Annotated in this window: 18 protein-coding genes; 13 read left to right on the top strand and 5 right to left on the bottom strand. The window is 57.3% G+C overall.

Annotated elements, in window-relative coordinates; all coding sequences use genetic code 11:
* Nucleotides 1-381: 381 nt before the first annotated feature.
* A complete protein-coding gene (locus tag IVB50_RS41740; protein ID WP_346771323.1) occupies nt 382-834 on the bottom strand; it encodes a cupin domain-containing protein in 453 nt (150 codons plus the stop codon).
* A 542-nt stretch (nt 835-1,376) separates the two neighbouring features.
* Here IVB50_RS41740 and IVB50_RS41735 point away from each other — a divergent pair.
* From IVB50_RS41735 to IVB50_RS41715, 5 genes are all read left to right on the top strand, one after another.
* Complete coding sequence (locus tag IVB50_RS41735; RefSeq protein ID WP_346771322.1) at nt 1,377-1,763, top strand: hypothetical protein; 387 nt, start codon at nt 1,377-1,379, stop codon at nt 1,761-1,763.
* 80 nt (nt 1,764-1,843) lie between these two features.
* Nucleotides 1,844-2,821, top strand: a complete 978-nt coding sequence (locus tag IVB50_RS41730) for an NADP-dependent oxidoreductase (protein WP_247300526.1) — start codon at nt 1,844-1,846, stop codon at nt 2,819-2,821.
* Nucleotides 2,822-3,167: 346 nt separating this feature from the next.
* Entirely contained in the window at nt 3,168-4,163 is a 996-nt protein-coding gene (locus tag IVB50_RS41725) for a LysR family transcriptional regulator (RefSeq protein WP_247300524.1), read from the top strand.
* A 280-nt stretch (nt 4,164-4,443) separates the two neighbouring features.
* Nucleotides 4,444-5,082 (top strand): HD domain-containing protein, encoded by a 639-nt coding sequence (locus IVB50_RS41720; RefSeq protein ID WP_247300522.1) that lies wholly within the window; start codon nt 4,444-4,446, stop codon nt 5,080-5,082.
* A gap of 183 nt (nt 5,083-5,265) precedes the next feature.
* Nucleotides 5,266-6,441: an MFS transporter gene (locus tag IVB50_RS41715; protein WP_247300520.1), complete on the top strand. Its 1,176-nt coding sequence runs from the start codon at nt 5,266-5,268 to the stop codon at nt 6,439-6,441.
* A gap of 512 nt (nt 6,442-6,953) precedes the next feature.
* On the opposite strand, the gene IVB50_RS41710 is transcribed toward IVB50_RS41715, so the two are convergent.
* A complete protein-coding gene (locus IVB50_RS41710) occupies nt 6,954-7,340 on the bottom strand; it encodes a hypothetical protein (protein WP_247300518.1) in 387 nt (128 codons plus the stop codon).
* Between the two features lie 456 nt (nt 7,341-7,796).
* Here IVB50_RS41710 and IVB50_RS41705 point away from each other — a divergent pair, with 456 nt between their 5' ends.
* The 8 genes from IVB50_RS41705 to IVB50_RS41665 all read left to right on the top strand — a co-directional run bounded on the left by IVB50_RS41705 (nt 7,797) and on the right by IVB50_RS41665 (nt 19,609).
* Entirely contained in the window at nt 7,797-9,158 is a 1,362-nt protein-coding gene (locus IVB50_RS41705; RefSeq protein WP_247300515.1) for a nucleotide disphospho-sugar-binding domain-containing protein, read from the top strand.
* Nucleotides 9,159-9,466: 308 nt separating this feature from the next.
* Complete coding sequence (locus tag IVB50_RS41700) at nt 9,467-10,693, top strand: cupin domain-containing protein (RefSeq protein ID WP_247300513.1); 1,227 nt, start codon at nt 9,467-9,469, stop codon at nt 10,691-10,693.
* 454 nt (nt 10,694-11,147) lie between these two features.
* The gene (locus IVB50_RS41695; protein ID WP_247300609.1) at nt 11,148-14,093 is read left to right on the top strand and encodes a formate dehydrogenase subunit alpha; all 2,946 of its coding nucleotides are present in this window, start codon (nt 11,148-11,150) and stop codon (nt 14,091-14,093) included.
* A 12-nt stretch (nt 14,094-14,105) separates the two neighbouring features.
* Complete coding sequence (gene fdh3B, locus IVB50_RS41690; protein ID WP_247300511.1) at nt 14,106-14,708, top strand: formate dehydrogenase FDH3 subunit beta; 603 nt, start codon at nt 14,106-14,108, stop codon at nt 14,706-14,708.
* A 64-nt stretch (nt 14,709-14,772) separates the two neighbouring features.
* Entirely contained in the window at nt 14,773-15,768 is a 996-nt protein-coding gene (locus IVB50_RS41685) for a formate dehydrogenase subunit gamma (protein WP_247300509.1), read from the top strand.
* Between the two features lie 115 nt (nt 15,769-15,883).
* A complete protein-coding gene (locus IVB50_RS41680) occupies nt 15,884-17,884 on the top strand; it encodes a 4Fe-4S binding protein (RefSeq protein ID WP_247300506.1) in 2,001 nt (666 codons plus the stop codon).
* Nucleotides 17,881-18,963, top strand: coding sequence for a DUF3305 domain-containing protein (locus IVB50_RS42880; protein ID WP_346771321.1), 1,083 nt, complete (start codon nt 17,881-17,883; stop codon nt 18,961-18,963). Before IVB50_RS41680 ends, IVB50_RS42880 begins: the two co-directional genes overlap by 4 nt.
* Before the next feature lie 49 nt (nt 18,964-19,012).
* Complete coding sequence (locus IVB50_RS41665; protein ID WP_247300504.1) at nt 19,013-19,609, top strand: molecular chaperone TorD family protein; 597 nt, start codon at nt 19,013-19,015, stop codon at nt 19,607-19,609.
* A 485-nt stretch (nt 19,610-20,094) separates the two neighbouring features.
* On the opposite strand, the gene IVB50_RS41660 is transcribed toward IVB50_RS41665, so the two are convergent.
* From IVB50_RS41660 to IVB50_RS41650, 3 genes are read right to left on the bottom strand one after another with little or no spacing between them, the layout of a single operon-like run.
* Nucleotides 20,095-20,532 (bottom strand): DsrE family protein, encoded by a 438-nt coding sequence (locus IVB50_RS41660; protein ID WP_247300501.1) that lies wholly within the window; start codon nt 20,530-20,532, stop codon nt 20,095-20,097.
* Nucleotides 20,533-20,583: 51 nt separating this feature from the next.
* Nucleotides 20,584-21,555, bottom strand: coding sequence for an MBL fold metallo-hydrolase (locus IVB50_RS41655; protein ID WP_247300500.1), 972 nt, complete (start codon nt 21,553-21,555; stop codon nt 20,584-20,586).
* A 48-nt stretch (nt 21,556-21,603) separates the two neighbouring features.
* Nucleotides 21,604-22,425, bottom strand: a complete 822-nt coding sequence (locus IVB50_RS41650; protein ID WP_247300498.1) for an alpha/beta hydrolase — start codon at nt 22,423-22,425, stop codon at nt 21,604-21,606.
* Nucleotides 22,426-23,113: the final 688 nt, after the last annotated feature.

The following is a 23,113-nucleotide window of genomic DNA, read 5'->3' as shown; positions in this document are numbered from 1 at the left end:
CGGAAGCCCGAGATTGCGCAGTGTGCAATCATCCAGGCGAGCCAACGATCGCGTCGCATTTCTTACTACGACTTCGCTTGTCCAGTACGCTCTCAGATCCGTTATCAAGTTCGAGGCCAATGTGCCGTTGGAGCACTCGACCTCATCCCTTTCATTGTCCTGCGCCATCTTCGCGTGCATTGTCATAGCACCGAATCCTACTTGTCTACGCGGCCCGTCCGCGCCGTACCTAGAATTGATGATAAACCTGTATCGCTACGAGTGCGCTACTCTGCTCCAGATTCTGATTTCAATTGAAACCTCATTCCGCATTTTTGCCACGAAGAAATGTCCCGTGCGCCGATGATGCGGATGACTGATAGGCCCGCTGCTCGAGTGTCCCTACTTGCCACTCTCAGCGTCAGGCGCGGTGAGAGGTTGGTCGCCGGCCCTGACGACAAACACGGCCAAAAGGCTGGCGGGCTCGGAATCGCTTGCGTTTTCGCTCACCACATGGTGCGCTCCCGGCTCTTCATAGAAACTCTCGCCAGCCCGGTAAATTCGAGCAGGCTCGTCACCGACAGCGCTTCGGATCTCACCGGAGAGTACGTAAGCATAGATGAAGGCGGAGCTTGCATGGTGATGAGACCGAGACCTTGCAGCAGGCGGGTAATTCACGAGCACTGCGATCAATTCTCTGTCAGGCAAGTTAGGGAGCTGGCGACGGAAGATCGGCTTTACGCTCTCAGACGGACTATCGGACATCGCAGCTCCGACCGTTGCGTTGACCGCCGGTCCAGAAAGTGGCATTTGGGATGACTGCAAGGCTGCGATCTTGACGATCGAGCCGGTCATTTCGGCCGCCCTCTGAGGCAGGCAACAAGTAACGGGTACCGCATTATCTGCCTGGTCTTGCGTAGACGCCTTTGCGGGAGCCGAGACACATACGGTGATGGCGGCCGCTTTGGCAAAGCGCACAGCAATCGATCGAGATGATAGCATTCCGTGCTCCTGTGATGAATCCGCCATCGGCGCTATCGATTGTCTCGGCTTTCAGCATGGCGCAATACGAACGAAGGCTCACCGGTCCGGGGCTACATTCATGATTGTCCTTCTGGGCTTGCGTTCCCCGCACCCGACCGAAAGAAGATTTCAGGTTCTTCATTAGCCGGCATGTGCGTCTATGGAAGTGAAAGTCTCTCAGTAGTAGAATGAGCCAGACGCAGGTTAGGTAACTGCTGAGACCGTACTGCGTCGCGCTCGCCACCAGACCCGGATCTTCCGACTTTGTGACCTGATCTCTGTTCATGGCATGGCTGCGCAAATGCCATTTAACTTTCAAACAGGCGTGCTTTAGACACTGGCGGCTTCTTCCACATAAGCCGGAGAAGCGTCGGATGAATGACCTGTATGATTGGCTTTCGGGACAGCACCACGGATTGCAAACATTTCAGCTCTTCCGGCAGAAGCTCACAACACTCGCTGCTGATGAGCCGAACCACAAAGCCCTGTATACGCTGCTAAGCCTGCCGGCAGCACGCTACATCGAAGCCTTCGATGAAGAACCGGTTCCAATATCGGTTGCTGATCGCGCATATGACAATTTATTGCGACTTGTAGCCAGCCTCAACTTGGTCGCGTCTGCAGAGGACCAATTGAACGATCTCAATCGTATTGCTGCGACGGACCTTCTGGATCCATCGTCTAAGCGCGACTGTGATCCGGCTCCGCATCTCAGCTCACGAGGCGGAGTCGGCATAGACGGGCGGCACCGCTTGGCCTGACCGGCCTTGCATTGATGGTATCAAGCAAGGTGGCCGCATCCGATTGGAAGATGACCGACTTGCAAGAATTGGAGCCAAACATGGTAGACAACGCCGCGCGTCGTACGCCGCCGATGGAGATGAAAGCGTGGCGCGTGCACGCCTTCGGCTCGCCGGAAAATATGACTTTCGAAACCGTTCCCCGACCGAGCCCGGGCTCCGGCGATGTACTCTTGAAGGTGCATGCAGCAGGTGTAGGGCCTTGGGACTCATGGATACGATCCGGTCGGAGTGCTTTGCCCCAACCTCTCCCGCTGACATTGGGGTCTGACCTGGCTGGAGAAGTGCTTGAGCTGGGCTCAGGGCCCGTCAACCTGGCCGTCGGTGACGAGGTGTTCGGCGTAACCAACACGCAGTTTCTCGGTGCTTATGCCGAGTACGCGGTTGCATCCGTTTCGACGTTAGCTAAACGGCCGACGTCGCTTTCGCCTATTCAAGCAGCATCGGTCCCCGTCGTTGCGGTGACTGCTTGGCAGGCTCTTTTCGATTATGCGCGATTGAAATCTGGCCAGACGGTGCTCATTCATGGAGCCGCGGGAAGCGTCGGCAGCTACGCGGTGCAGTTAGCTCACCGAGCGGAAATCCGTGTCGTCGCAACAGCGGCAAGCGGCGATACCGAATACCTGCGCAGTCTTGGTACGGCTCAGGTCATTGACTATCGAAGGCAGCGCTTCGAAGACGAATTCCGGGAAATCGATGCAGTCGTTGACCTCGTCGGCGGGGAAACGCAACTACGTTCCTTCGAGGTCATCCGCAAAGGCGGAAAACTGATTTCGACAGTATCTCAGCCAAATCAACAATTGGCTGCGGATCGCAATGTGGTTGCGGAATTCTTTCTCGTGGGAGTAACGACTGAGAGGTTGAACCGAATTGCCGAGCTCATCGACCGCGGCGAGTTAAAGCCGGAAGTGGGCACGGTGCTTCCGCTGTCAGATGCGCGAAAGGCGCACATGATGCTCGATGGCCACATTTCGCACCCAAGAGGTAAAGTTGTGCTTCGGGTGGATTCGCGCGAATAGAGCAGCTTCCTTCGCGGCCACGCAACAACGCAACGGAGCTGCAGTGCGAGGTAGCAGTACCATGAGGACGCTTTTGCCGGGGCCGGGCGAAATCGAGACCAAAGCATCGGCCACAGCTCCGAGGGGTCATCCTAGTTTTTGATTTTATGATTGGCTCGCCGATGCCAAACACGTCCGAAAAGCGTGGTCTGGGCCGGTGGTCTCGCAGCTCACTCGTACACGACGGCCGCGTCCTATTCTAAGCTGAACGTAGCTCGCGAAGGTGAGCGGCGACTAAGGCTTCGATTGTGCTTGGGTTCGGTTGGGATTAATTAAATCCGCTCAGGGCAAGGTGGAAGCCTCGCCCATGACAGGAAATGCAGCCGTGGCGCTATCGTTTAATACTTTGGACCTGAACCTTCTGAAGGTGTTCGATGCTGTCATGCAGGAACGAAGCGTTCTGCGTGCAAGTCAGAAGCTCGCGCTGAGCCAATCCGCCGTTAGCCATTCATTGGCAAGACTGCGAGAGATGCTGGACGATGACCTATTTGTGAGAACGGCTGCCGGAATGCAGCCGACTTCCCGCGCACTGGCTATGGCATCTCAGGTACGCGAGGCACTACGCACCCTTGAGGCGGCTATCGAGTTACCCACGTTCAATCCAGCCGTATCGACCAAGCTGTTCACTCTCGCCGCAAACGACTTCACCACTCACGTGCTGGGCCCTCCTCTCTTGAAGCTGCTTCATCGTGAAGCGCCCTCGATTGATCTTGTCATCAAGCCGGTGACGCGAATTGATCTCGCCGAGCAACTCGATCTCGGTCGCATAGATGTCGCAATAGGCGTGTTCTCTTCTCCCCCGAGCCGTTTTCGGACCGCGCCGCTGTTCAAATACGACGACGTTCTGATTGTTGGCGGAAGCAACAAGCTCGAACACATCGATAAAGCCACACTCGAACAGCTGTCACTCGTTGTGGTCTCCTTTGGCGGAGAGCAAGAAGGCGCAGTTGAAGGGTTCATTTCCGAGCGCGGCCTGGCTCGGCGATCCGAAATGTACGATCGTGCAGCGCTTGAGAAGATGCTCGGCGAGAGCGACCAGCTGCCGCGAATGGCGATTACTCTGCCACATTTTCTCGCGTTGCCGGCCCTGATCGAAGGCAGCGATCTTGCAGCGATCGTGCCCCGTCCGCTGGCCAACGCGTTCGAGCGGACGTATGCAGTTGCAATCCACGAGTTACCCTACGCGACAAATTCGCTCGAGGTTCGGCTGCTCTGGCATGAACGTCTTGAGGACGACCCTTCTCATCAATGGTTGCACGAAATTCTTCGGCGATCAACGGCGCGCGTTTGTGATGCTGGATAGTACATCGTAAGGGATTCGTACGGGATAAGAACCGCCGCAAATGGCGGCGCGTCTAGACTGGTTCGGGCAACCGGCGGCGGATAGCAAGCACGTTAGCTTCAGCCACCTCATTCCAAATGCATCAATTCGAATATCCACCTGCAAGATCTTCACACGAGTCGGATCTTCAAAGCAGTCGGAGGGCAGTCTATCTACACCGACGGGAGAGCTCCGGCCTGATCAGACGGACGCCTTCGGGCAAGTGATCCATATACCAACGAAAAGCTAAGAGGTGTTCGGCATGGCCGACGAGATTTCCGGGATCAAGATCCCCGATAGCAAGATCGCACGCGAGGCCGCCGAGCTGGTGAAGCAGCACGAGAGTGAAATGTTGTTCAATCACTCGGTGCGAGTATTTGTGTTTGGGGCAATGAGAGGAGTGCGCCAGAACGTGAAGTTTGACTCCGAACTGCTCTACGTAGCGGCGCTCTTTCACGACCTTGGACTAGTCGACCCGTATCATACTCAGACGAATCGATTTGAAGTCGATGGTGCAGACGCGGCTCGCGATTTCCTTAGAAGCCATGGCATACCTGACCCACAAGTCAATCTGGTCTGGGAAGCTATCGCTTTGCACACCACTCCAGGTATCCCGCAATTCATGCGACCAGAAATCGCTCTCACCAATGCCGGGGTCTTGGTGGACGTCGTTGGGATTGGATACGACGAGTACACCCCAGAGCAACGCGACAAAGTCATAACCGCTTTGCCGCGCGGCGATTTCAAGAACGAATTTGTGAAGGTTCAGACGTGCTCGGCACTGAAGAAGCCTCAGACGACGTTTGGAACGGTAAATTTCGATTACATCGAGTATCACGACCCTTCATTTCGCAAGCCAAACGCGTGTACGCGGATTCATGGTGCGCCTTGGCCGAGCTAGGCGCTTCAGGTTCGTACTGGGCGGGGGCGGACCGCTTCGCCTCAAACGAATGAGTTGAAAAGATTGCGGAGCCGTGGCCCGCGAACAATATGCTTGGCCACGACCTGCGGCTCCAGGACGCGTCATCTCAATCTCCTCGGCTTTCGGCAGCCTCTCAACATAATTCCTTCAAGGGACATCTAAGTGTCTCACAGTAGACTTCTTTGGCTAACGCTCGGCGCCTTTTCCATCGGCACTGAGGGCTTCATGATCGCGGGATTGCTGCCCGATCTCGCACGGGACTTGAACGTCGGTCTCCCGGCTGCAGGACATCTCGTCACGGTGTTCTCGTGCGCTTACGCACTGGGCGCCCCGGTCATTGCAGTGCTGACCGCCTCGCTCGAGCGACGAAGTCTTCTCGCCGCTGCGATGCTATGTTTTGGCCTCGCAAATGTGTTCGCCGCAATGACCCCGGACTACACCGGTCTGCTGTTGGCACGCCTATTACTGGCATTCTCAGCAGCTGGCTTCATGCCTGCAGCCAGCGGATATGCCGCTGCCGTTGGAGGCAGCGAGCGACGGGGCCGCGCCCTCTCTGTCGTCACAAACGGGCTCACCCTGGCAATCATCGCTGGCGTCCCGCTGGGCGTGCTGATCGGCGCAAGATTTGGGTGGCGCGCCACCTTCGCAAGCGTGGCCGGGCTGGCAGTCGTTTCCCTGGTCGGGATCTTAACCCGAATGCCGCGCCAGCAGCCCGGCATCATCTCGACGCTTGCCGAACGCTTCGCGCTCGCCAAGCGACCCGATATGTTGGCGGTGTTGGCGACGAGCGTCTTGACGGTGGCGAGCACCTTTACGATGTACACCTATCTTAGCGTCTTTCTGGTAGAGACAGCGGGTATTAGCTCTGCCGGCCTTATCGTGGTATTCTTGGCATTCGGAGTTGCCAGTGCGATCGGTGCATGGCTTGGCGGCGCCAGCACTGACAGGTGGGGGGCAGGCTTTACAGTTTTGATTGGATGCAGCCTGACACTGTTCGCCTACGCCGTACTCTCGCTCGCTCCCGGGCTCCCGTCGAGTAAAGCCATCTTCGTACTTCTGCCCGCCGTGCTTGTTTGGGGGGCGGCCAGCTGGGGGACGATGACCGCACAACAAGCTAGGCTAGTGGCTCTCGCGCCGACGTTGGCATCCGTCAGTCTGTCACTAAACTCATCGGCCATCTATTTGGGCAGCGCTACAGGAGCAGCAGTTGGGGCGATGGTTGTCGCTGACGGAGCCGTTGTGTACCTCGGCCGGGTCGCAGCGCTCTTCAGTGTGGCCGCCCTCTTGACAGTGCTGGTCGTCCGTCAAATCTCTCAGAGACAGCGAGTAGCATCCTGACGCCAGCACCGCATTTCTCAGAAGGTACGAAGCACTGAACCGTGGCAGCTCCGGTCAGTCTGACAAATTTCATGCATTCTGCCGTGGAGAGTAGCCCAACCTTGATCGAGCTGCCACCAAAGCGAACATGGGAGTGACTAGCGGCATTTAGCGAGTTCGGCGCCCTTGCACTCGCGATCTTCGAAATCGGCAAGGCGCTTGAACGAGGCGATGGAATCCAACCCGACGGCTTCGGATGAACCATCGATACGTATCGACGATCGATGGATCGATCCTTGCAACCCGCTGTGCTGAATAATAGCGTTAGAGCCCTTCCGACTCGAGTGAAGAAGCCGATCATTCGCTCCGAGCAGGGTGGGGCTGGCACTCTTCGCCGGTATTCCAACTCTCGAACCAGAACGGAGGCACTTGCCAAAAGTTCGTGTTGATCTGTGTGCAGCAGAAATCGATACTCGGACCTGATGGAGCCCCGGTCACTTGAACATTGTCTTGTGCCGCTCCAGCCCCGTTCGTCAATCGCACTTCCTCTGACTCGGTATTCCGAGAATAGCCCTTGCCAGGGCTTTACGATCGATGTTCCCGAAAGGGTCGCGGGGCACAGCGTCAACGGCGGTCAGTAAGTCGGGAAGTTTGTGTTCAGGGAGACGCCCCCTGGCCGCCGCCAGGATCTCATCGATTATGGCATCGTCACCTTCGTGTTCTAGCTCGACAACCGCCGCCACACGTTGCCCTAACACCGGATCCGGCGCACCAAACGCCGCCGCATCCTTCACCATTGGATGCGTGAGCAAAGCGCTTTCGACCTCCGCCGGTGAGATGTCGAGGCCAGCACGAACGATTACATCCGCATTACGGTTTGCGAGACGTGCCACACTTCTAACTTCTATCAAAAGCGCCATTTCAGTTTCCCATGCTCCAGAACTCTGCTTCTCGCAGACCGATCGAAATAATTGCTCTCAATGTAGATCCACCTCCTTTTGAGACCGAGTGACCTTCCTGCAGCTTCCTTATTCAAGAACTGCAGTTCAGCGGAGTCTCCAGATCACGAATATCGGGAGCTTGTACATTTTTGATCCAAGCCAAATGCTCGCGGGCAGCATGGCCATCAGTCGCGGCTCGCGCAGATTCCTGCAACGATCCAGGCATGACGAGCACAGCCTGTAACGATGCTCCATCGTGTGTAGGACAAATTTCCGGATCGCTACGTGAACATGCATGATGATGACGAACGTAGCGCGATCGCCGCGATCCGACACCGAACTGCAATGGGGCGGATGAAATCTCTCATTGCAGTCGGTCGGCTGCAGTCATACCCGAGTAGCCGCTCCTCTTGGGCGGCGGGAGAAGCAGGATCAATGAAAATCGTCATCGCCACAACGCCAGCGCCGGGGCATGTCAATCCGATGCTTGGGCTCGCGCGAATTCTCTTGGCCGAGGGCCACGAAGTGCTTGCATTCACTGGACGCGCGTTTCAAGAGCGTGTCGAGGCGATCGGAGCGACGTTCCGCCCGATTCCTGCCAGCGCAGATCAAGACGTTGTCGATCCGTTTTCGAAATATCCTGAATTCAAGACGCTGCCTCCTGGGTTGGAGCTGCTTCGCGTCATTCTCGAACGATTGTTCGTCGACCACATTCCTGCGCAGCACCGAGCATTAGAGCAGGTGCTAAGGGATGTTCCGGCCGACGTTGTCGTTGGGGACGACTGCTTCCTCGGGCTGTTGCCGACGCTCCTTAAGCCTCGATCAACTCGACCGCCCGTCCTGTGCTTTGGCACCTCCATACTGCATTTGCCGCGCGAGGACGGAGCGCCCGACTTTCTCGGCTTGCCACCCGCAGCCAGCCCGACCCAACATGCCGCAATCATTCAGGAACACGACAGGATCGTCCATCAACCGCTTGCGCACCGCTTGAATGGATGTCTGGAACGTCTGGGCCTGGGTTCGCTTGCAAGTCCGCCATTTGAAGCGATGGTGAGGCTCGCCGACGTCTACTGGCAGCTAACGGTGCCAAGTTTTGAATTACCTCGGACGCTACCGAGTTCCGTCAAGTACATTGGCACTCTGCCCATCATACCAAACCAGGCACCGCTTCCGCCATGGGCGGCAGACTTGGACGGTAAGCGCAAGGTGGTGCTCGTCACTCAAGGAACGGTCGCAAATCACGATTTCAACCTCCTGATCGTGCCGACCCTAGCTGCGCTGGCCGACGAGCCAGACCTCCTCGTTGTTGTCACGGCTGGTGGACGGCCAGTGGAGGCTATCCCCGGTCCGATCCCAGCCAATGCGCGCCTGGCCAGCTATCTACCATTCGAGTGGATCCTGCCCAGGACGGACGTTTTCGTCACGAACGGCGGCTATGGCAGCGTCAACCAGGCCATGAGCTTTGGCATTCCATTGGTGTGCGCCGGGCTGACTGAAGACAAGGCCGATGTGAATATGCGCGTGGGGTGGTCCGAGGTCGGGATTGATCTCAAGACAAACACGCCGGCACCTGAGGCCCTGCGCGCAGCCGTGCGCGCTGTTCTTGATACCGATAGGTATCGCCGAGGCGCCTTGCTGATGTCTGAAGAGTTCCGCATGACCAACGCCCCAGACGAGATCGTACGCGATATCAGCCGGTTTTCCAGGGAAGTGGCTGACGGACCAGACGCGGCAGCGATTTTGGCGCAGCAGCAATCGACGCTGCCGACCTCATTGCAAGCAGCGCGGGATGCATGATCGTTGGCCCGCGCGGTTCGAGCAGTTCGTAACCGAGCGGGCCGCCGGCTAGGGTACCGTCGGGCCTACTCCACTGTGTGACGTATCGGCCGCCGATTACCCTTTGGTATGAGGCTGCGCGCGGATGCAGCAAGCGCATCTCGCGACTGAAATGGTTTCACTTCCGCTCGAGTTCGAAACCACACACCATCTTGACGATCGCTATTTCCGCGCTTTGCGAACGGTTGCACGGATAGCGTGATCATCGATGCTGGACCCAAGTCCACGACGATGATGTTGCTCATGTCGCACCACTGGAAACACCGCTCATGGACCCACTCTCGCGTCGTCAAATGCTTGCCGCGACCGCTGCCGGCAGCCTGCTAACAACAACTGCGCTCGCACAGGCGCAGTCTGGCGGGGCGATCCCGCAGCCACAACGACCGGGTCGAGGCGGATCGGATCCTGGGCCGCGCAATCTGGCGCGGGATCAGCAGAACCCTGACATCCTTGTGCCACCTTCGACGGATCACGGCTCCCTGCCCAACCTGCGCTTCTCATTCTCCGATGCTCATATGCGCCTGGAGACCGGTGGCTGGACACGCCAAGTGACGCGGCGTGAGCTGGGCATCGCAACCGCACTTGCAGGTGTTAACATGCGCTTGAATGCCGGCGGGGTGCGCGAGCTGCATTGGCATAAAGCTTCCGAGTGGGCCTACATGCTCAATGGAACTGCCCGGATCACCGCAGTCGATCCCGACGGCCGCTATTTTGTCGATGACGTCGGTGTTGGTGATCTTTGGTTTTTCCCTTCCGGGACGCCGCACTCGATCCAAGGACTCGGACCGGACGGCTGCGAGTTTCTTTTGGTATTCGATGACGGCGATTTCGATGAAGACAACACGTTCATGATCAATGACTGGTTCAAGCATATACCGAACGAAGTACTTGGTAAGAATTTCGGAGTGTCAGCTTCGGTGTTCGGTCACACCCCTGAGGAAAGTGACCGCTATATTTTTCCGGCACCTTTGCCGGGCCCACTAAGCTCCGAGAGCATCCGCGGCGCAAACCCGGTAGAGACAAGCTATACATGGCGACTGATGGCGCAGGAGCCCACCCGAACGAAGGGTGGCACGGTACGCGTCAACGATTCTCGCCTTTTTCCGATCAACACTACGACCGCCGCGGCACTCATAGAAGTGAATCCAGGTGCAATGCGGGAGCTCCACTGGCATCCTAATGGCGACGAATGGCTCTACGTCATCGAAGGTCAGGCGCGCATGGGCGTATTCGCCGGCCAGGGGCAGGCCCGCACCTTCGATCTTATGGCGGGCGACGTCGGTTACGTTCCGGCCGCAATGGGTCACTATCTCGAGAATACAGGATCCGGTCCATTTCGCTTTCTTGAAACATTCAAGAGCCGCTACTTCGTTGATGTTTCTTTGGACACTTGGATGGCATCGACCCCTCCAGAGCTCGTTGATGCGCATCTTAACCTGCCGAAAGAGGTGATGGATGGGCTGCGGAAGACGAAGGCTCTAGTAGTACCTGAATAGTGTCTTCTGGACGTACCCCGGATCGCATGTCGCCGGTTTAAGGTCGATCACTGCGCTGTCGCTCGAGCAGAGTGCCGGGTTGCGACGAGCACAATGGCTTCTAGCAAACCGTTCAGAGTCGAGGTTTCCGTGCATTTACGAAAGAACACCGCCGAAAGCAGCTTATCCCGGGTGAGGTCGACTGGCACGTCAGCTATCATCTCCCAGCGAGCACGGAGCGACAGTAATGAATGAGAAAACTGGGAAGACCTTACTCAGACGCGATCTGCTTCGCTTAGGCATCGTCGGAGTTAGCTCAGTAATGATCGGATCGCAGGTGCCGGCACCCGCATCAGCAAGGTCCCTGGATCTCAAAGACAAACGCAGGGCTCGCTATCGAGCGAATTCCCCAGAGGTTCGCAACTTCTATCGTGTTAACAGCTATCCTGCTCGATGAGGGGCCGCTCTTGTGTTGATGAAAGCAGCAGAAGGACGTTCTGGCAAACAGCTTGAACACGGTGAGACGTCACTGTCCCGCTCAGAGTTGGAGCGTCGGGCTTTTCTAAGAGGCGCAGGTGTAGCCGTCGGAGCATTGGCCACGCTTGGCACGCTACCGCTAACGAATATCCGCAAGGCACAGGCAGGCACGCCTCCGGCACCGGGCGCGCCTGTTACGACCCGCAAGAATATCTGCACGCACTGCTCCGTTGGATGCTCGGTGATCGCAAAGGTCTCGAACGGGGTCTGGATCGGACAAGAGCCTGATTACGATAGCCCGATCAACCGCGGCTCTCATTGCTGCAAGGGAGCCGCAGTCCGCGATGATGTCTTGAGCCAGCGCCGCTTGCGCTATCCTGTCAAGCTCGTGGATGGTCAGTGGACCCGCATCTCCTGGCAAACGGCAATCAGCGAAATTGGGGACAAGTTACTCGACATCCGAGAGCGGTCGGGACCCGATTCGGTCTACTGGCTTGGGTCGGCCAAATTCACCAACGAAGCCGCTTATCTCAACCGCAAGCTGGCGGCGTTCTGGGGAACGAACAATTCGGACCATCAGGCGCGCATCTGTCACTCTACCACCGTCACGGGCGTAGCCAATACCTGGGGCTATGGCGCGATGACAAACAGTTACAACGACATCCGCAACTCAAAGACGATTTTGGTCATGGGCGGCAATCCCGCCGAGGCTCATCCCGTCTCTCTGCAACATATATTGGAGGGCAAGGAGCTCAACCGCGCCAACATGATCGTAGTAGACCCCCGCATGACGCGGACAGCCGCTCATGCGACCGAATATGTAAGGGTCCGGCCCGGCACCCACATCCCCACAATCTACGGCATGCTGTGGCACATCTTCCAGAACGGTTGGGAGGACTCAGAATTTCTTGCTCAGCGTGTACACGGCGTCGACGAAATCCGTCAGGAAGCGAAGAAGTGGCCGCCGAAAGAGGTTGAACGTGTCACCGGCCTTCCCGAGGCGCAAGTCAAGCATATCGCCGAGCTGTTTGCCAAGCAGAAGCCTGCAACCTTGATCTGGGCAATGGGGCAGACACAGTTCACAACCGGCACTGCTAACGTGCGCGCAAGCTGTCTTCTGCTGCTCGCCACCGGGAATGTCGGTCAGCCGGGCGCCGGTGCGAACATCTTCCGTGGCCATACCAACGTGCAGGGCGCGACCGATCTCGGCCTCGATGTCACATCGCTCCCGCTCTATTACGGGCTCTCTGATGAGGCTTGGCAGCATTGGTGCCGTGTGTGGGATGTCGACTATGAATGGATGTCATCTCGTTTTCCGAGCAAGACGTTGATGGAAACGCCTGGAATTCCAAGCACGCGCTGGTTCGACGCCACCTTGTTGCCCAAAGATCAGGTCGATCAACCGAACCCGGTCCAGGCCATGTTCATCATGGGCCATGGCGTCAACACGATCACCCGGATGCCGGAGGCGATACGCGGGATCGAGAAGCTGGACCTTTTGGTGGTATGCGATCCGTATCCGACCGCCTGGTCAGTGCTATCCAAGCGCAAGAACGGCATCTATCTCCTGCCGACGTGCACCAGCTTCGAGATGGAGGGCTCACGGACCGCCTCAAATCGCTCATTGCAATGGGGTGAGAAGATCGTTGATCCGGTTTTTGAGTCAAAGAACGATTACGACATCATGTATATGTTAGCCGTCAAGTTTGGCTTTGCTGACTTGATGTTCAAGAACATCAAGGTCGATAACGGATCTGTGTCGGCTGAGGATATCCTTCGCGAGATCAACCGGGGCGGTTGGTCGACCGGCTATTGCGGTCAATCTCCGGAGCGGCTCAAAGCTCATATGAAGAATCAGGCCAAGTTCGATTTGGTCACGATGCGAGCACCGAAGGATGATCCTGAGGTCGGAGGCGACTATTACGGTCTCCCGTGGCCGTGTTGGGGAACTCCGGACTTCAAACATCCGGGAACGCCCATCCTCTACAACACCAATCTTCCCGTCAAAGAGGGTGGTGGCACCTTTCGAGCCAGATTCGGAGTGGAGCGGATCGTCAAGCGCAAGGTGCTGGAGAATGGGCAAGAGGTCGAGCGCGAGGACCACGACAACCTTCTTGCCGAGGGCTCCTACTCCACTGGTTCGGAGATCAAGGATGGCTATCCGGAGTTCACGCTGGGCGTGTTGAAGAAGCTTGGCTGGGACAAGGATCTAACGCCGCAGGAACTGCAAACGATACTGCGCGTCAATCCCACCAGACCGGATGCGGTGTCATGGTCGACGGACCTCTCTGGTGGCATTCAGCGGGTGGCTATCGAACACGGGTGCTCGCCCTACGGCAACGCCAAGGCTCGCATGATTGCCTGGAACCTTCCCGATCCAATTCCTGTGCACCGCGAACCGATCTACACTCCTCGGCCGGACCTCGTCGCCGACTATCCGACATTGCCCGACGCCAAGCAGTTTCGCGTGCCAAATATTGGCTTCTCCGTACAGAGAGCAGTCGTCGATCGCGGCATCCCACTGCAGTTTCCGCTAATTCTTAGTTCGGGCCGGCTGGTCGAATACGAAGGAGGCGGCGAGGAAACCCGCTCCAACAAATGGCTTGCCGAATTGAAGCAGCACATGTTCGTTGAAATAAACACCGCAGATGCGGCCGAACGCGGCATCAAAGACGGCGGCTGGGTGTGGGTAACCGGCCCGGAAAGCGGCTCGCGGGCCAAAATGAAAGCGCTCGTGACCGAACGGGTCGGCAAGGGCGTTGCTTGGATGCCGTATCATTTCGCAGGCTGGTTCGAAGGCGCCGATCTAAGAGCAAAGTATCCGAGCGGTAGCGACCCAATCGTGCTGGGGGAGAGCGTGAACACGCTGACGACCTATGGCTATGACCCCGCTACCGGTATGCAGGAGCCGAAGGCTACGCTCTGTCAGATCAAGGCTGCTTGAAAGGAACGCGCGATGTCACGAATGAAATTTCTGTGTGACGCGGAACGATGCATCGACTGCAATGCCTGCGTTACAGCTTGCAAGAACGAGAATGAAGTGCCCTGGGGCATCAATCGTCGCCGCGTTGTCACCATCAATGATGGCAAGCCCGGCGAGCGGTCCGTCTCGATGGCGTGCATGCATTGCACCGACCCGCCCTGCGCGGCGGTTTGCCCAGTCCAATGCATCTACCCGACTGAAGATGGCATCGTTCTCCACAACAAGGATCTGTGCATCGGCTGTGGCTATTGCTTTTATGCCTGTCCGTTTGGCGCGCCGCAGTACCCGCAAGTCGGAAATTTTGGAACGCGCGGAAAGATGGACAAATGCACTTATTGTGCCGGTGGCGGGGGAGCTGAGGAGCCCGGCAGCGCCGCGGAATACGCAAAGTACGGGTCGAACCGTTTTGCCGAAGGCAAATTGCCACTGTGCGCCGAGATGTGCTCGACAAAATCTCTACTGGCTGGAGATGGAGACATCATCGCACAATTGTATGGAGAACGGGTCCGCACCCGCGGATACGGGTCAGGAGCATGGGGCTGGGAGACCGCCTATCACGAGGACGCCAAACCCTGAGCAGCCAGCGCAATTGGCCGCCGTTACGTAAGTCTCAATAGGACGATCGGCACAGGTTTGCATCATGTTTGTTCACGTCCGCAATAGCTTATTGATCTTGGCGCTATTGGTGCTTGGCGTCGGTGGAGCGCCCAGCTTCGCACAAAGGTTCGGTCCAGACGGTGCTCCAAACCCCGACGCCAGCGTCGTGAACCAGCGCACGCTGCTCGAGCAGGCGCCCCGTGTCGAGGGCCGCATCGACATTCCGGACGTCAAGGCGAGCGTCCTCATTCAGCCAGCAGGACGAACCTGGGACTATTTCCATGAAGTCCTTTTGCATTGGGGCGGCGCCATCATGCTCCTCGGAACGCTGGCACTGTTGATCGTAGCTTACCTGGTAATCGGACCACTTCGGATTTCAGCAGGGCGCTCAGGCCAGAAAATCATACGTTTCATCGCATTCGAGCGTTTCTCGCACTGGTTGACGGCGGCCTCCTTCGTGGTCCTTGCTCTGACCGGCTTGAACATCACCTTCGGCAAGACCGTACTGCTGCCAATAGTCGGTCCTGAGACGTTTTCCCTGATCTCCCAAATTGCGAAATACCTCCATAACTTTGTCAGTTTCGCTTTCATGACGGGCGTGGTCCTAATCGCGGTGATCTTTTTTCGGCACAATCTGCCGCAGCGGGTCGACGTCGAATGGATCAGGCAGGGTGGTGGATTCATTAGGTCCAAGCATGCACCGGCCGGACGATTCAATCCCGGTGAAAAGATGGTCTACTGGTTGTCGGTTGCCGCTGGCCTCCTTATTTCGGCGTCCGGAGTTGTACTCTTGTTTCCTTTTTACGGCACCACCATTGCCGATATGCAAATCGCCCACGTGGTCCACGCAGCCATCGCAATGTTGTTTGTGGCTCTCATTCTGGCCCACATCTATATCGGCACGGTAGGGATGGAGGGCGCATTTGAAGCCATGGGTACCGGGAAGGTCGATCTCAACTGGGCGCGCGAGCATCATGATCGCTGGTTAGCCGAACGCCTCAAGGAAGAGCAGCATTCTGCCGCGACACCAGCCGAGTGATGCGATGGATCACACGCCCGTCAAACTACCATTACCGACTCGCGATGCGGCTCTCGCTGGAGGCAATCGACTTGATCCCACCAGGCAAGTTCTGATTTGTTCGTGTGAACACACGATGCCGCTTGATGTTGATGTTATCCGCCGCGGCTGCCCTCAGCCCATGACAGCGGCCAATCAGCTGTGCGGCGCCGATATCGATCGTTTCAGACAAATCGCTTCCGAAGACGGCCCGCTGACGGTCGGCTGCACACTGAAAGCAGCGCTATTCTCCGACGTCGCTGCGGACGTCGGTCGGAAGACTCCCATACAATTCGCGGACATCCGGGAAACTGCCGGGTGGTCCAGCGAAGCCAATCGGGCCGGCCCTAAGATGGCCGCATTGCTGGCTGCGGCGGCAGAGCCAGCGCCGGCAGCGACTTGGGTTGAACTGGAAAGTCGCGGCGTCATTCTCATCTATGGTTGCGACGAGAAGGCGATCGAGGCCGGCAATCTGCTGAAAAATCACCTAGATGTCACGGTACTGATCTCGTCACCAGCCGCCATCACTACGCCGTACAGTGCGGTCTTTCCGATAGCAAAGGGCCAGGTGACGAGTGCTACCGGACATTTCGGCGCGTTCGAACTAACGGTCGACGATTTCGCGGAGGCGGCGCCCTGGTCGCGCGGGACTCTGACATTCGGACCATCTCGGAATGGCGCCCGTTCAGCCTGCGACATTATTCTTGATCTGACAGGCGGGCGACCGTTGTTTGGGGAGTCTGGTCTCCGCGATGGCTACTTGCACCATGATCCCGGTAGCCCAGCATCGATTCTGCAAGCCGTGATGAAGGCGCGCGACCTTACCGGAACCTTCCAGAAGCCTCGCTACGTCAATTTCGAACCCAAGCTATGCGCTCATTCCCGTTCGCAGCGCACTGGCTGCACCCGATGTCTCGACCTCTGTCCGGCGGGGGCAATCACGCCTTCCGGAGATCACGTAGAGATCGACGCAAACATTTGTGCTGGCTGTGGCCAATGCGCCGCTGCCTGTCCCACCGGCGCGGTATCCTATGCGCTTCCGTCAGAGGAAGCGCTAATGTCTCGAATGCGCGCGATGATGATGGCCTACCGAGCAGCCGGTGGTGAGCGCGCCATCTTGCTCGTGCACGATGCGGCCCATGGAGCACCGCTCATCGAGGCACTATCGCGCTACGGTGATGGGTTGCCGGCCAACGTGCTGCCGTTCGCAGTGAACGAGACAACGCAAATCGGTCTCGAGACGATCGCGGCGGCCTTTGCCTACGGTGCATCGACGTTGCGGCTTCTGCTCCGGGCAAAACCGCGTCATGACGTCTCCGGATTGGCGCAAACAATGATACTTGCAGATTCAATCCTCGCTGGACTTGGCTTCGGCCCGGAACGGATCGCGACCATTGAAGCGGATGATCCCGATCTCCTGCTACAAACTCTTCGCGCAATTCCGCCTCTCGCGCCGTCGGCGCAGCCGGCGAGCTTTCGGGCAGTCGGGAAGAAGCGGGACGTGCTCCGCTTTTCGCTTGGCGAGTTACACCGTTCGGCTCCCACTCCGGTCGGGATCGTCCCGCTCCCTCCCGGGTCCCCGGTGGGCGCTGTCGAAATCGATACGGCAGGTTGCACCCTGTGCCTCTCCTGTGTCTCCGCCTGCCCCACGAGTGCTTTGCGCGACGATCCTGAAAGGCCTGTATTGCGGTTTGTCGAGGATGCCTGCGTACAATGCGGCTTGTGCCAAGCCACTTGCCCGGAGCACGTCATCAAACTGGTACCGCGCATCAATTTCGAGACCGCCAGGACGCCTTCCCAGATCCTTAAAGAAGAAGAGCCGTATTGCTGCATTCGCTGCAGCAAAGCGTTCGGAGTCAAAAGCAGTATCGACCGTATAATCGCCAAGCTGGATGGCAAGCATTGGATGTACGCAGGCTCGTCCCGTAGGCTTGACGTGATCAGAATGTGCGGAGATTGTCGTGTAGCATTCCTGGCTGAAGAGATCATCGAGCCGTTCGGTGCGGGCCCGCCTACCGTTCGTACGACGGATGATTACTTCCGCAATCCAACTCAGCAGTCCCTGATTGATGGGGACCGGAGCGGGGGTGAGAAATGATATCAACCGCGTTGGCACACATCCCGATTGGCGTTGTGGTCGAGCGACGCAAAGCAAGGAGCGCTTGGGCCGATACCTTGTGGCGCCCCGTGTTAGTGTTCGGAGGAAGGCCCGCGGCTAATGCCTGGACCTGGCTCGGCGGTTGCGAGGACCAGTCGTTGTTCTATGCAGGCGAGGCGATCATCGAATTGCACCGCACCGAAGCGAACAATTATCGCGACAATCTACTTTCAGGCAGGCCGAGCGTGTGGGTGAATATGCGCCCGAGCGCCTCCGAACCGCCGTACGAACTACGGGCAGCTACAGTCGATCCGGCTGAAGGCGAGGCGTTTACGGATGCTGGCAGCAATCTTGTCGAGCCCGTTTCGATGCCATTGGAAGTCGCTGAGATTCTCCGCCGGTTCGTCGCTGAGCATTATGTCGAGCGTCCTTTCGTCAAACGGGCGCGCGTCAACAGAGCACAATCAGTCGCAATTGGACCCACGGAGATGCCGGTGAGTGAGCGGGAAAGTTCGTTGCTGCGCTGGGCACGGTTGAAACAGACTGCCAGATCGTCAGAAGAGGGCGCTGATGAGTTGCCTGAAACGGATCGGGCTGTTGTGCCGAACCGCGCGGAAATGCCTTTCGACACGACGAGCCTACCGCCCATTGACTCGATAGTTGCGGACACCGACATCACCGCATTTTTGCGAGCGGGAGTACCGCCGGAACTGACGCAAGTAGCTCTGCGCCGGGCGTGGACGAGCGATCCCGCAATTCGGGATTTCATCGGGATCGCCGAAAATCAATGGGATTTTAACGAGCCGAACGGAATTCCCGGCTTTGGAGCCATGGCGCCGCTGGAGAGCAGCGTTGATGTCCTTGCATACATAGCGTCTGGGGGAGCTCCGTCGCAAGCTCCCTCTGAAGGCTCGGGAGCTGTTGACGATCCTTCCTGCGCAAGCACAAACGCTCTAAGACTCTCTCTGGAGAGCACCCCAGATACCTCATCGGTCGTCGGCGTCAAAGAAGCACCTCAGGAACAGACAGGGGATAGTGCCGCGAAGCGGCCACGTCATGGCGGCGCGCTGCCTACCTGAGACACATTGTTTGGGCCAAGCGGCGCACACTGTCGGGGAGTTGAAGAGCATGGTACATGACGTCTCACCGAAGCGCACTGTCGATGAGGTCGACATAGCTCGCGCCCGAGAGTATGCCTTGTTGGCAACTTTGCTGACCCAAAGTCCGTGCGCGCAGCTTTTAGCTGATCTTGTTTGTCTACCCGGCGGTACCACCCCGCTTGGTCAAGCACATACGGCGTTGGCGGAATCTGCTGTGAGATCAACCGAGATAAGCACTGCCGACGAATACTCGTCTCTATTTGCCGGAGTTACCGATGGCGCTCTGCTGCCTTATGCATCGCATTACCTAGCCAACACCTTGTATGGGCGCCCGTTGGCACGGCTTCGCGAAACGCTTGGGATTCTTGGCATCGAGAAGGGACCGGAGCGGATCGAACCTGAGGATCATGTCGGAATTCTTTGCGAGATCATGGCGGCTTTGATAGATGGTGACATTTCCGCGCCTGCTGGCGCGGATCGAACGTTTTTCAACAAGCATCTTGGCTCATGGCTGAACCGCTTCTTTGTTGACCTTGAGAATGTAACATCCGCGCCCTTCTATAAATCCGTCGGCACGCTTGGCCGAACCTTCATCGAGATCGAAACAGAGGCTTTCGTCCGATAGAAGAGAATAGCGAGATCTCCATTGTAGCAGGTTGTACCAAGGAACCCAGGAGCCGCTGAAATGCGAACGTTTGTCATTGCATGCCTGGTGCTAACCACCATTGCATTTGGCTCTGCTGCGATACTCTTAAGCTTTGTTCAGGAGTCCGCCACTACAGCCTTCGCCGAGCCAAGCGCACAACTTTAGAACAACCATCGCCTTTCTGAGGTGGCTCGAGTCATCTTGGGGATTAGGGCATTGATGGTGTTCGAGGCTCGCGGTGGCTTTGCGTGCTGATCAGCCGAAGCGCAAGGAGATACTGAGCGGGCGGCGGGTCGTTCGCTTCCAGCCGGCAACGACGACCAGGCAAGCCCGACGGCTGTTGCACGGGATCCACACCTCCTTCAAATGAAGTGCCACCGATAGGTCCGACACCTTGTGTCACATAGGTGTCGGCCGCTTGGTCAATCCATCCCGCCCGTCGACGTTGCGAGCGCACCGCCTCCTCACTCGCTGATCTTGACAAAGCCCTCTTGGACGAGCTGGATTGTCCTCGCCATTGCATCCGTATTAACTCGGATACCAGCAAGAAGATCAGCATTTCCCCAGTGGTGGACCTTCGCGGTCGCGCCGCACAGTTCTATGCCCACGCCGCGTTTCTGCAAATCAGCGATGAGCTGCTTGTATGGATTTCCAGTGGCTATGTTCCTGTCAGCGTTGTAAGCGGCATCGTGCAATGTCGCATGGCCGGCGTTGGTGTGAAAGATCGCGACGATGTCTGCTTTCGCCTTCCAATCTGACGCGTCGTTTTCGATAAGTTGCATGTGGAAAATCGACGCCGGCAGGTCCCCTTCGAACACCAGCGCCCCAATATTGAACACCGCTTTCACCTGCGCCAGCTTCACGGGGATATCGATATGCAGTGAATTGCCCGAAGTCGACATTTCAGTTCCTTTCGAAGCTATGTCTCACATCGCGTCATGTTAAGCGGAGCGTCAGACGCCCTCGTAAACCAGTCGGGTGAAGAAGGCGGGGGTAATGACGAACCGACCCCAATCGGCATCGAATGCAGCAGTTGGCCTGGCTGCCGTGGTCTCCTCGAGAGAGCGTCCCTGCTGCTTGAGCTTTGCAACGTTCTCGCGGATAGCGATGAGCATATCGCGAAACGCCTGTAGCTCAGTTCTGTTGCTGACCGGCTGACCATGGCCGGGAATTACAATGGTTTTGCCGCTTGCCGATGCGAGGTTTTCTTCGGCAGCCTTGATCAGCCCGTCAATATTCCCGCCGGTCGAGTAGTCGATGAACGGATAGATACCGTTCCAGTACGTATCTCCACAATGGAGAATGTCGGCTTCGGTGATCGTTACGGATATGTCGCTGTCCGTATGCGCGGGACCATAATGTTTCAGCTTAAGTATGGAGCCGTTCAGGGTCAGAGACTTTTCAGACGTAAATACTTCTGTCGGGATGGCAGCGAGCGGGGACGGAGTAAAGTTGAAATTCCAATCGGCGACCCGCTCCGCGACCAAGAGATGCTTTTGAGTGTTCTCATGAGCAATAATGGCTGCTCCTTCCGCGTTCAGCCAAGCATTGCCGTCCGAGTGGTCGAAATGCCAGTGAGTATTGATCAGATACCTAATTGGATCGCTGCTGAGGCCGTTCGCGGCCGCCAGGATACCCAGGCGTGATGCAGTGATGCCGCCATCGACGAAAACCTTTCCATCTGGTCCCGTGAAGACAGCGATGTTGCCGCCCGACCCTTCCAAGATGCTGACATTGTGGCGCAGCCTGTGTACCTTGATCGATGATTTGGCTGCGTCGTCACGGATCATATCCACAATGTTACGTGCTTCAGCAAAGGCTTGCGAGGGAGTCAACCATCCGCCTGTGGTCGCAAACGTGGCCGCGCTCATGCAGCAGAGACAGAAGCTACGTCGTGACATGGCATGTTGATGCAGGGTCCGCATTAGAATATCTCCTGAGAAATACCGACGGCGCCAACTTCACCGCTGGGCTTACGATTCGATAAATGCCAGCAAGTCGGCGTTGACCTGTTCCTTGTGAGTAGTGCACATGCCGTGTGGCGCGCCTTCGTGGACTTTCAAGCTAACATTCTTGACGATCTTCGCTGAAAGAAGAGCCGAATCCGCAATCGGTACGATCTGATCGGCGTCTCCGTGCAGTAGGAGTGTTGGGACCTCGATCTTCTTCAAATCCTCGGTGAGGTCGGTCTCGGAGAAGGCTTTTATGCAAAAATATGAAGCCGGCAGACTAGCCATCATTCCCTGTAACCAGAACGACTCTCTCACACCCTCCGAGACCTTGGTGCCTGGGTTGTTGTAGCCATAGAACGGGAGGCTGAGATCTCTCCAGAGCTGTGATCGATCTGCCAGCACCCCGATGCGCAGCTTATCGAACACATCAATCGGTGTTCCTCCCGGATTCTTCTCACTTTTCACCATAACTGGCGGAACGGCGCTTATCAGCACCGCCTTAGCGACGCGCTCATTGCCATGGCGACCAATATAACGCGCAACTTCGCCGCCACCTGTCGAATGACCGACGTGCACCACACTAGTGAGCTTCAAATGCCTAACAAGCTCGGCAAGATCGTCGGCATAGGTATCGAGATCATTGCCCTGCCAGGGCTGGCTGGACCTCCCGTGTCCGCGGCGGTCATGGGCGATACAGCGATAGCCGCGCGACGCGAGGAAGAACATCTGATCTTCGAAGGCATCGGCGCTCAGCGGCCAACCATGGCTGAACACAATGGGTTGGCCGGCGCCCCAATCGTTGTAGTAGATCTGCGTCCCATCTCTAGTGGTGAATGTGGCCATTGTCGCTCCTGATCTGCTGTTGGCATGCCTGCACATTTGCTTCCAATTCCCGCTCGGCCGCGACGAACCCTCCTTCACGAGTAAGGTAGGCCTTATCCGTTTGATGCTCGCAGAGCAGGCGCACGATGGGAGTGGTCGGCGAACGATGATGCTCCCCGCTTCATAGGGAACGAACTTAACTTTGCCGCGCCGATGCGCACGTTCAGACCTCAGATACCTCAGTTCTGCCGGGTTCAGTCTCCATCGGTTCGCGATTAGCTCACAACAAAATCGCGTGCGGAAGTGAAATCGTCAGCAGTCGCACATGAACGACATTCATGGACGTAGCCAGCGACGAAGACGCGTATCTCGCGGCATGCGGCGTGTTACGTCCATCTCTAGGCGCGATGCAGTCCGGCGCGACGTTTTAGAGAATGGTCTTTGTGCGCGAGTGACACCATGGTCTCTCTGGACGTCGCAAAAGGGGCTGCGCATCTCTGACCAATCTGCATCAGCGTCGCGGCATCGAACCGAGCGCAGTTGCTGAACAGAAGTCCATAGTAGAGGTCCGCAGGGACGACTCCGGCCCAGAGCACGTCCACAGCTTCATTCCCCCAGAGTCCGGCCAATCAACCTGGCAAGCTCAATCGCAGACGGCAATGCGATCACGATCGAAGCGATCAACATCAAGAATCCAGCGCTGTAAATC

It is taken from the genome of Bradyrhizobium sp. 87, assembly GCF_023073015.1.
In the GTDB taxonomy this organism is placed as follows: Bacteria; Pseudomonadota; Alphaproteobacteria; order Rhizobiales; family Xanthobacteraceae; genus Bradyrhizobium; species Bradyrhizobium canariense_D.
The sequence above is the reverse complement of the archived record's forward strand: the minus strand, read 5'-3'. Positions and strand labels throughout refer to the sequence as shown.

Coding starts and splice junctions, on each gene's coding strand:
- IVB50_RS41740 (WP_346771323.1), bottom strand. CDS start 834: ATGACCGGCTCGATCGTCAAGATCGCAGCCTTGCAGTCATCCCAAATG.
- IVB50_RS41735 (WP_346771322.1), top strand. CDS start 1,377: ATGAATGACCTGTATGATTGGCTTTCGGGACAGCACCACGGATTGCAA.
- IVB50_RS41730 (WP_247300526.1), top strand. CDS start 1,844: ATGGTAGACAACGCCGCGCGTCGTACGCCGCCGATGGAGATGAAAGCG.
- IVB50_RS41725 (WP_247300524.1), top strand. CDS start 3,168: ATGACAGGAAATGCAGCCGTGGCGCTATCGTTTAATACTTTGGACCTG.
- IVB50_RS41720 (WP_247300522.1), top strand. CDS start 4,444: ATGGCCGACGAGATTTCCGGGATCAAGATCCCCGATAGCAAGATCGCA.
- IVB50_RS41710 (WP_247300518.1), bottom strand. CDS start 7,340: ATGGCGCTTTTGATAGAAGTTAGAAGTGTGGCACGTCTCGCAAACCGT.
- IVB50_RS41705 (WP_247300515.1), top strand. CDS start 7,797: ATGAAAATCGTCATCGCCACAACGCCAGCGCCGGGGCATGTCAATCCG.
- IVB50_RS41700 (WP_247300513.1), top strand. CDS start 9,467: ATGGACCCACTCTCGCGTCGTCAAATGCTTGCCGCGACCGCTGCCGGC.
- IVB50_RS41695 (WP_247300609.1), top strand. CDS start 11,148: ATGAAAGCAGCAGAAGGACGTTCTGGCAAACAGCTTGAACACGGTGAG.
- fdh3B (WP_247300511.1), top strand. CDS start 14,106: ATGTCACGAATGAAATTTCTGTGTGACGCGGAACGATGCATCGACTGC.
- IVB50_RS41685 (WP_247300509.1), top strand. CDS start 14,773: ATGTTTGTTCACGTCCGCAATAGCTTATTGATCTTGGCGCTATTGGTG.
- IVB50_RS41680 (WP_247300506.1), top strand. CDS start 15,884: ATGCCGCTTGATGTTGATGTTATCCGCCGCGGCTGCCCTCAGCCCATG.
- IVB50_RS42880 (WP_346771321.1), top strand. CDS start 17,881: ATGATATCAACCGCGTTGGCACACATCCCGATTGGCGTTGTGGTCGAG.
- IVB50_RS41665 (WP_247300504.1), top strand. CDS start 19,013: ATGGTACATGACGTCTCACCGAAGCGCACTGTCGATGAGGTCGACATA.
- IVB50_RS41660 (WP_247300501.1), bottom strand. CDS start 20,532: ATGTCGACTTCGGGCAATTCACTGCATATCGATATCCCCGTGAAGCTG.
- IVB50_RS41655 (WP_247300500.1), bottom strand. CDS start 21,555: ATGCGGACCCTGCATCAACATGCCATGTCACGACGTAGCTTCTGTCTC.
- IVB50_RS41650 (WP_247300498.1), bottom strand. CDS start 22,425: ATGGCCACATTCACCACTAGAGATGGGACGCAGATCTACTACAACGAT.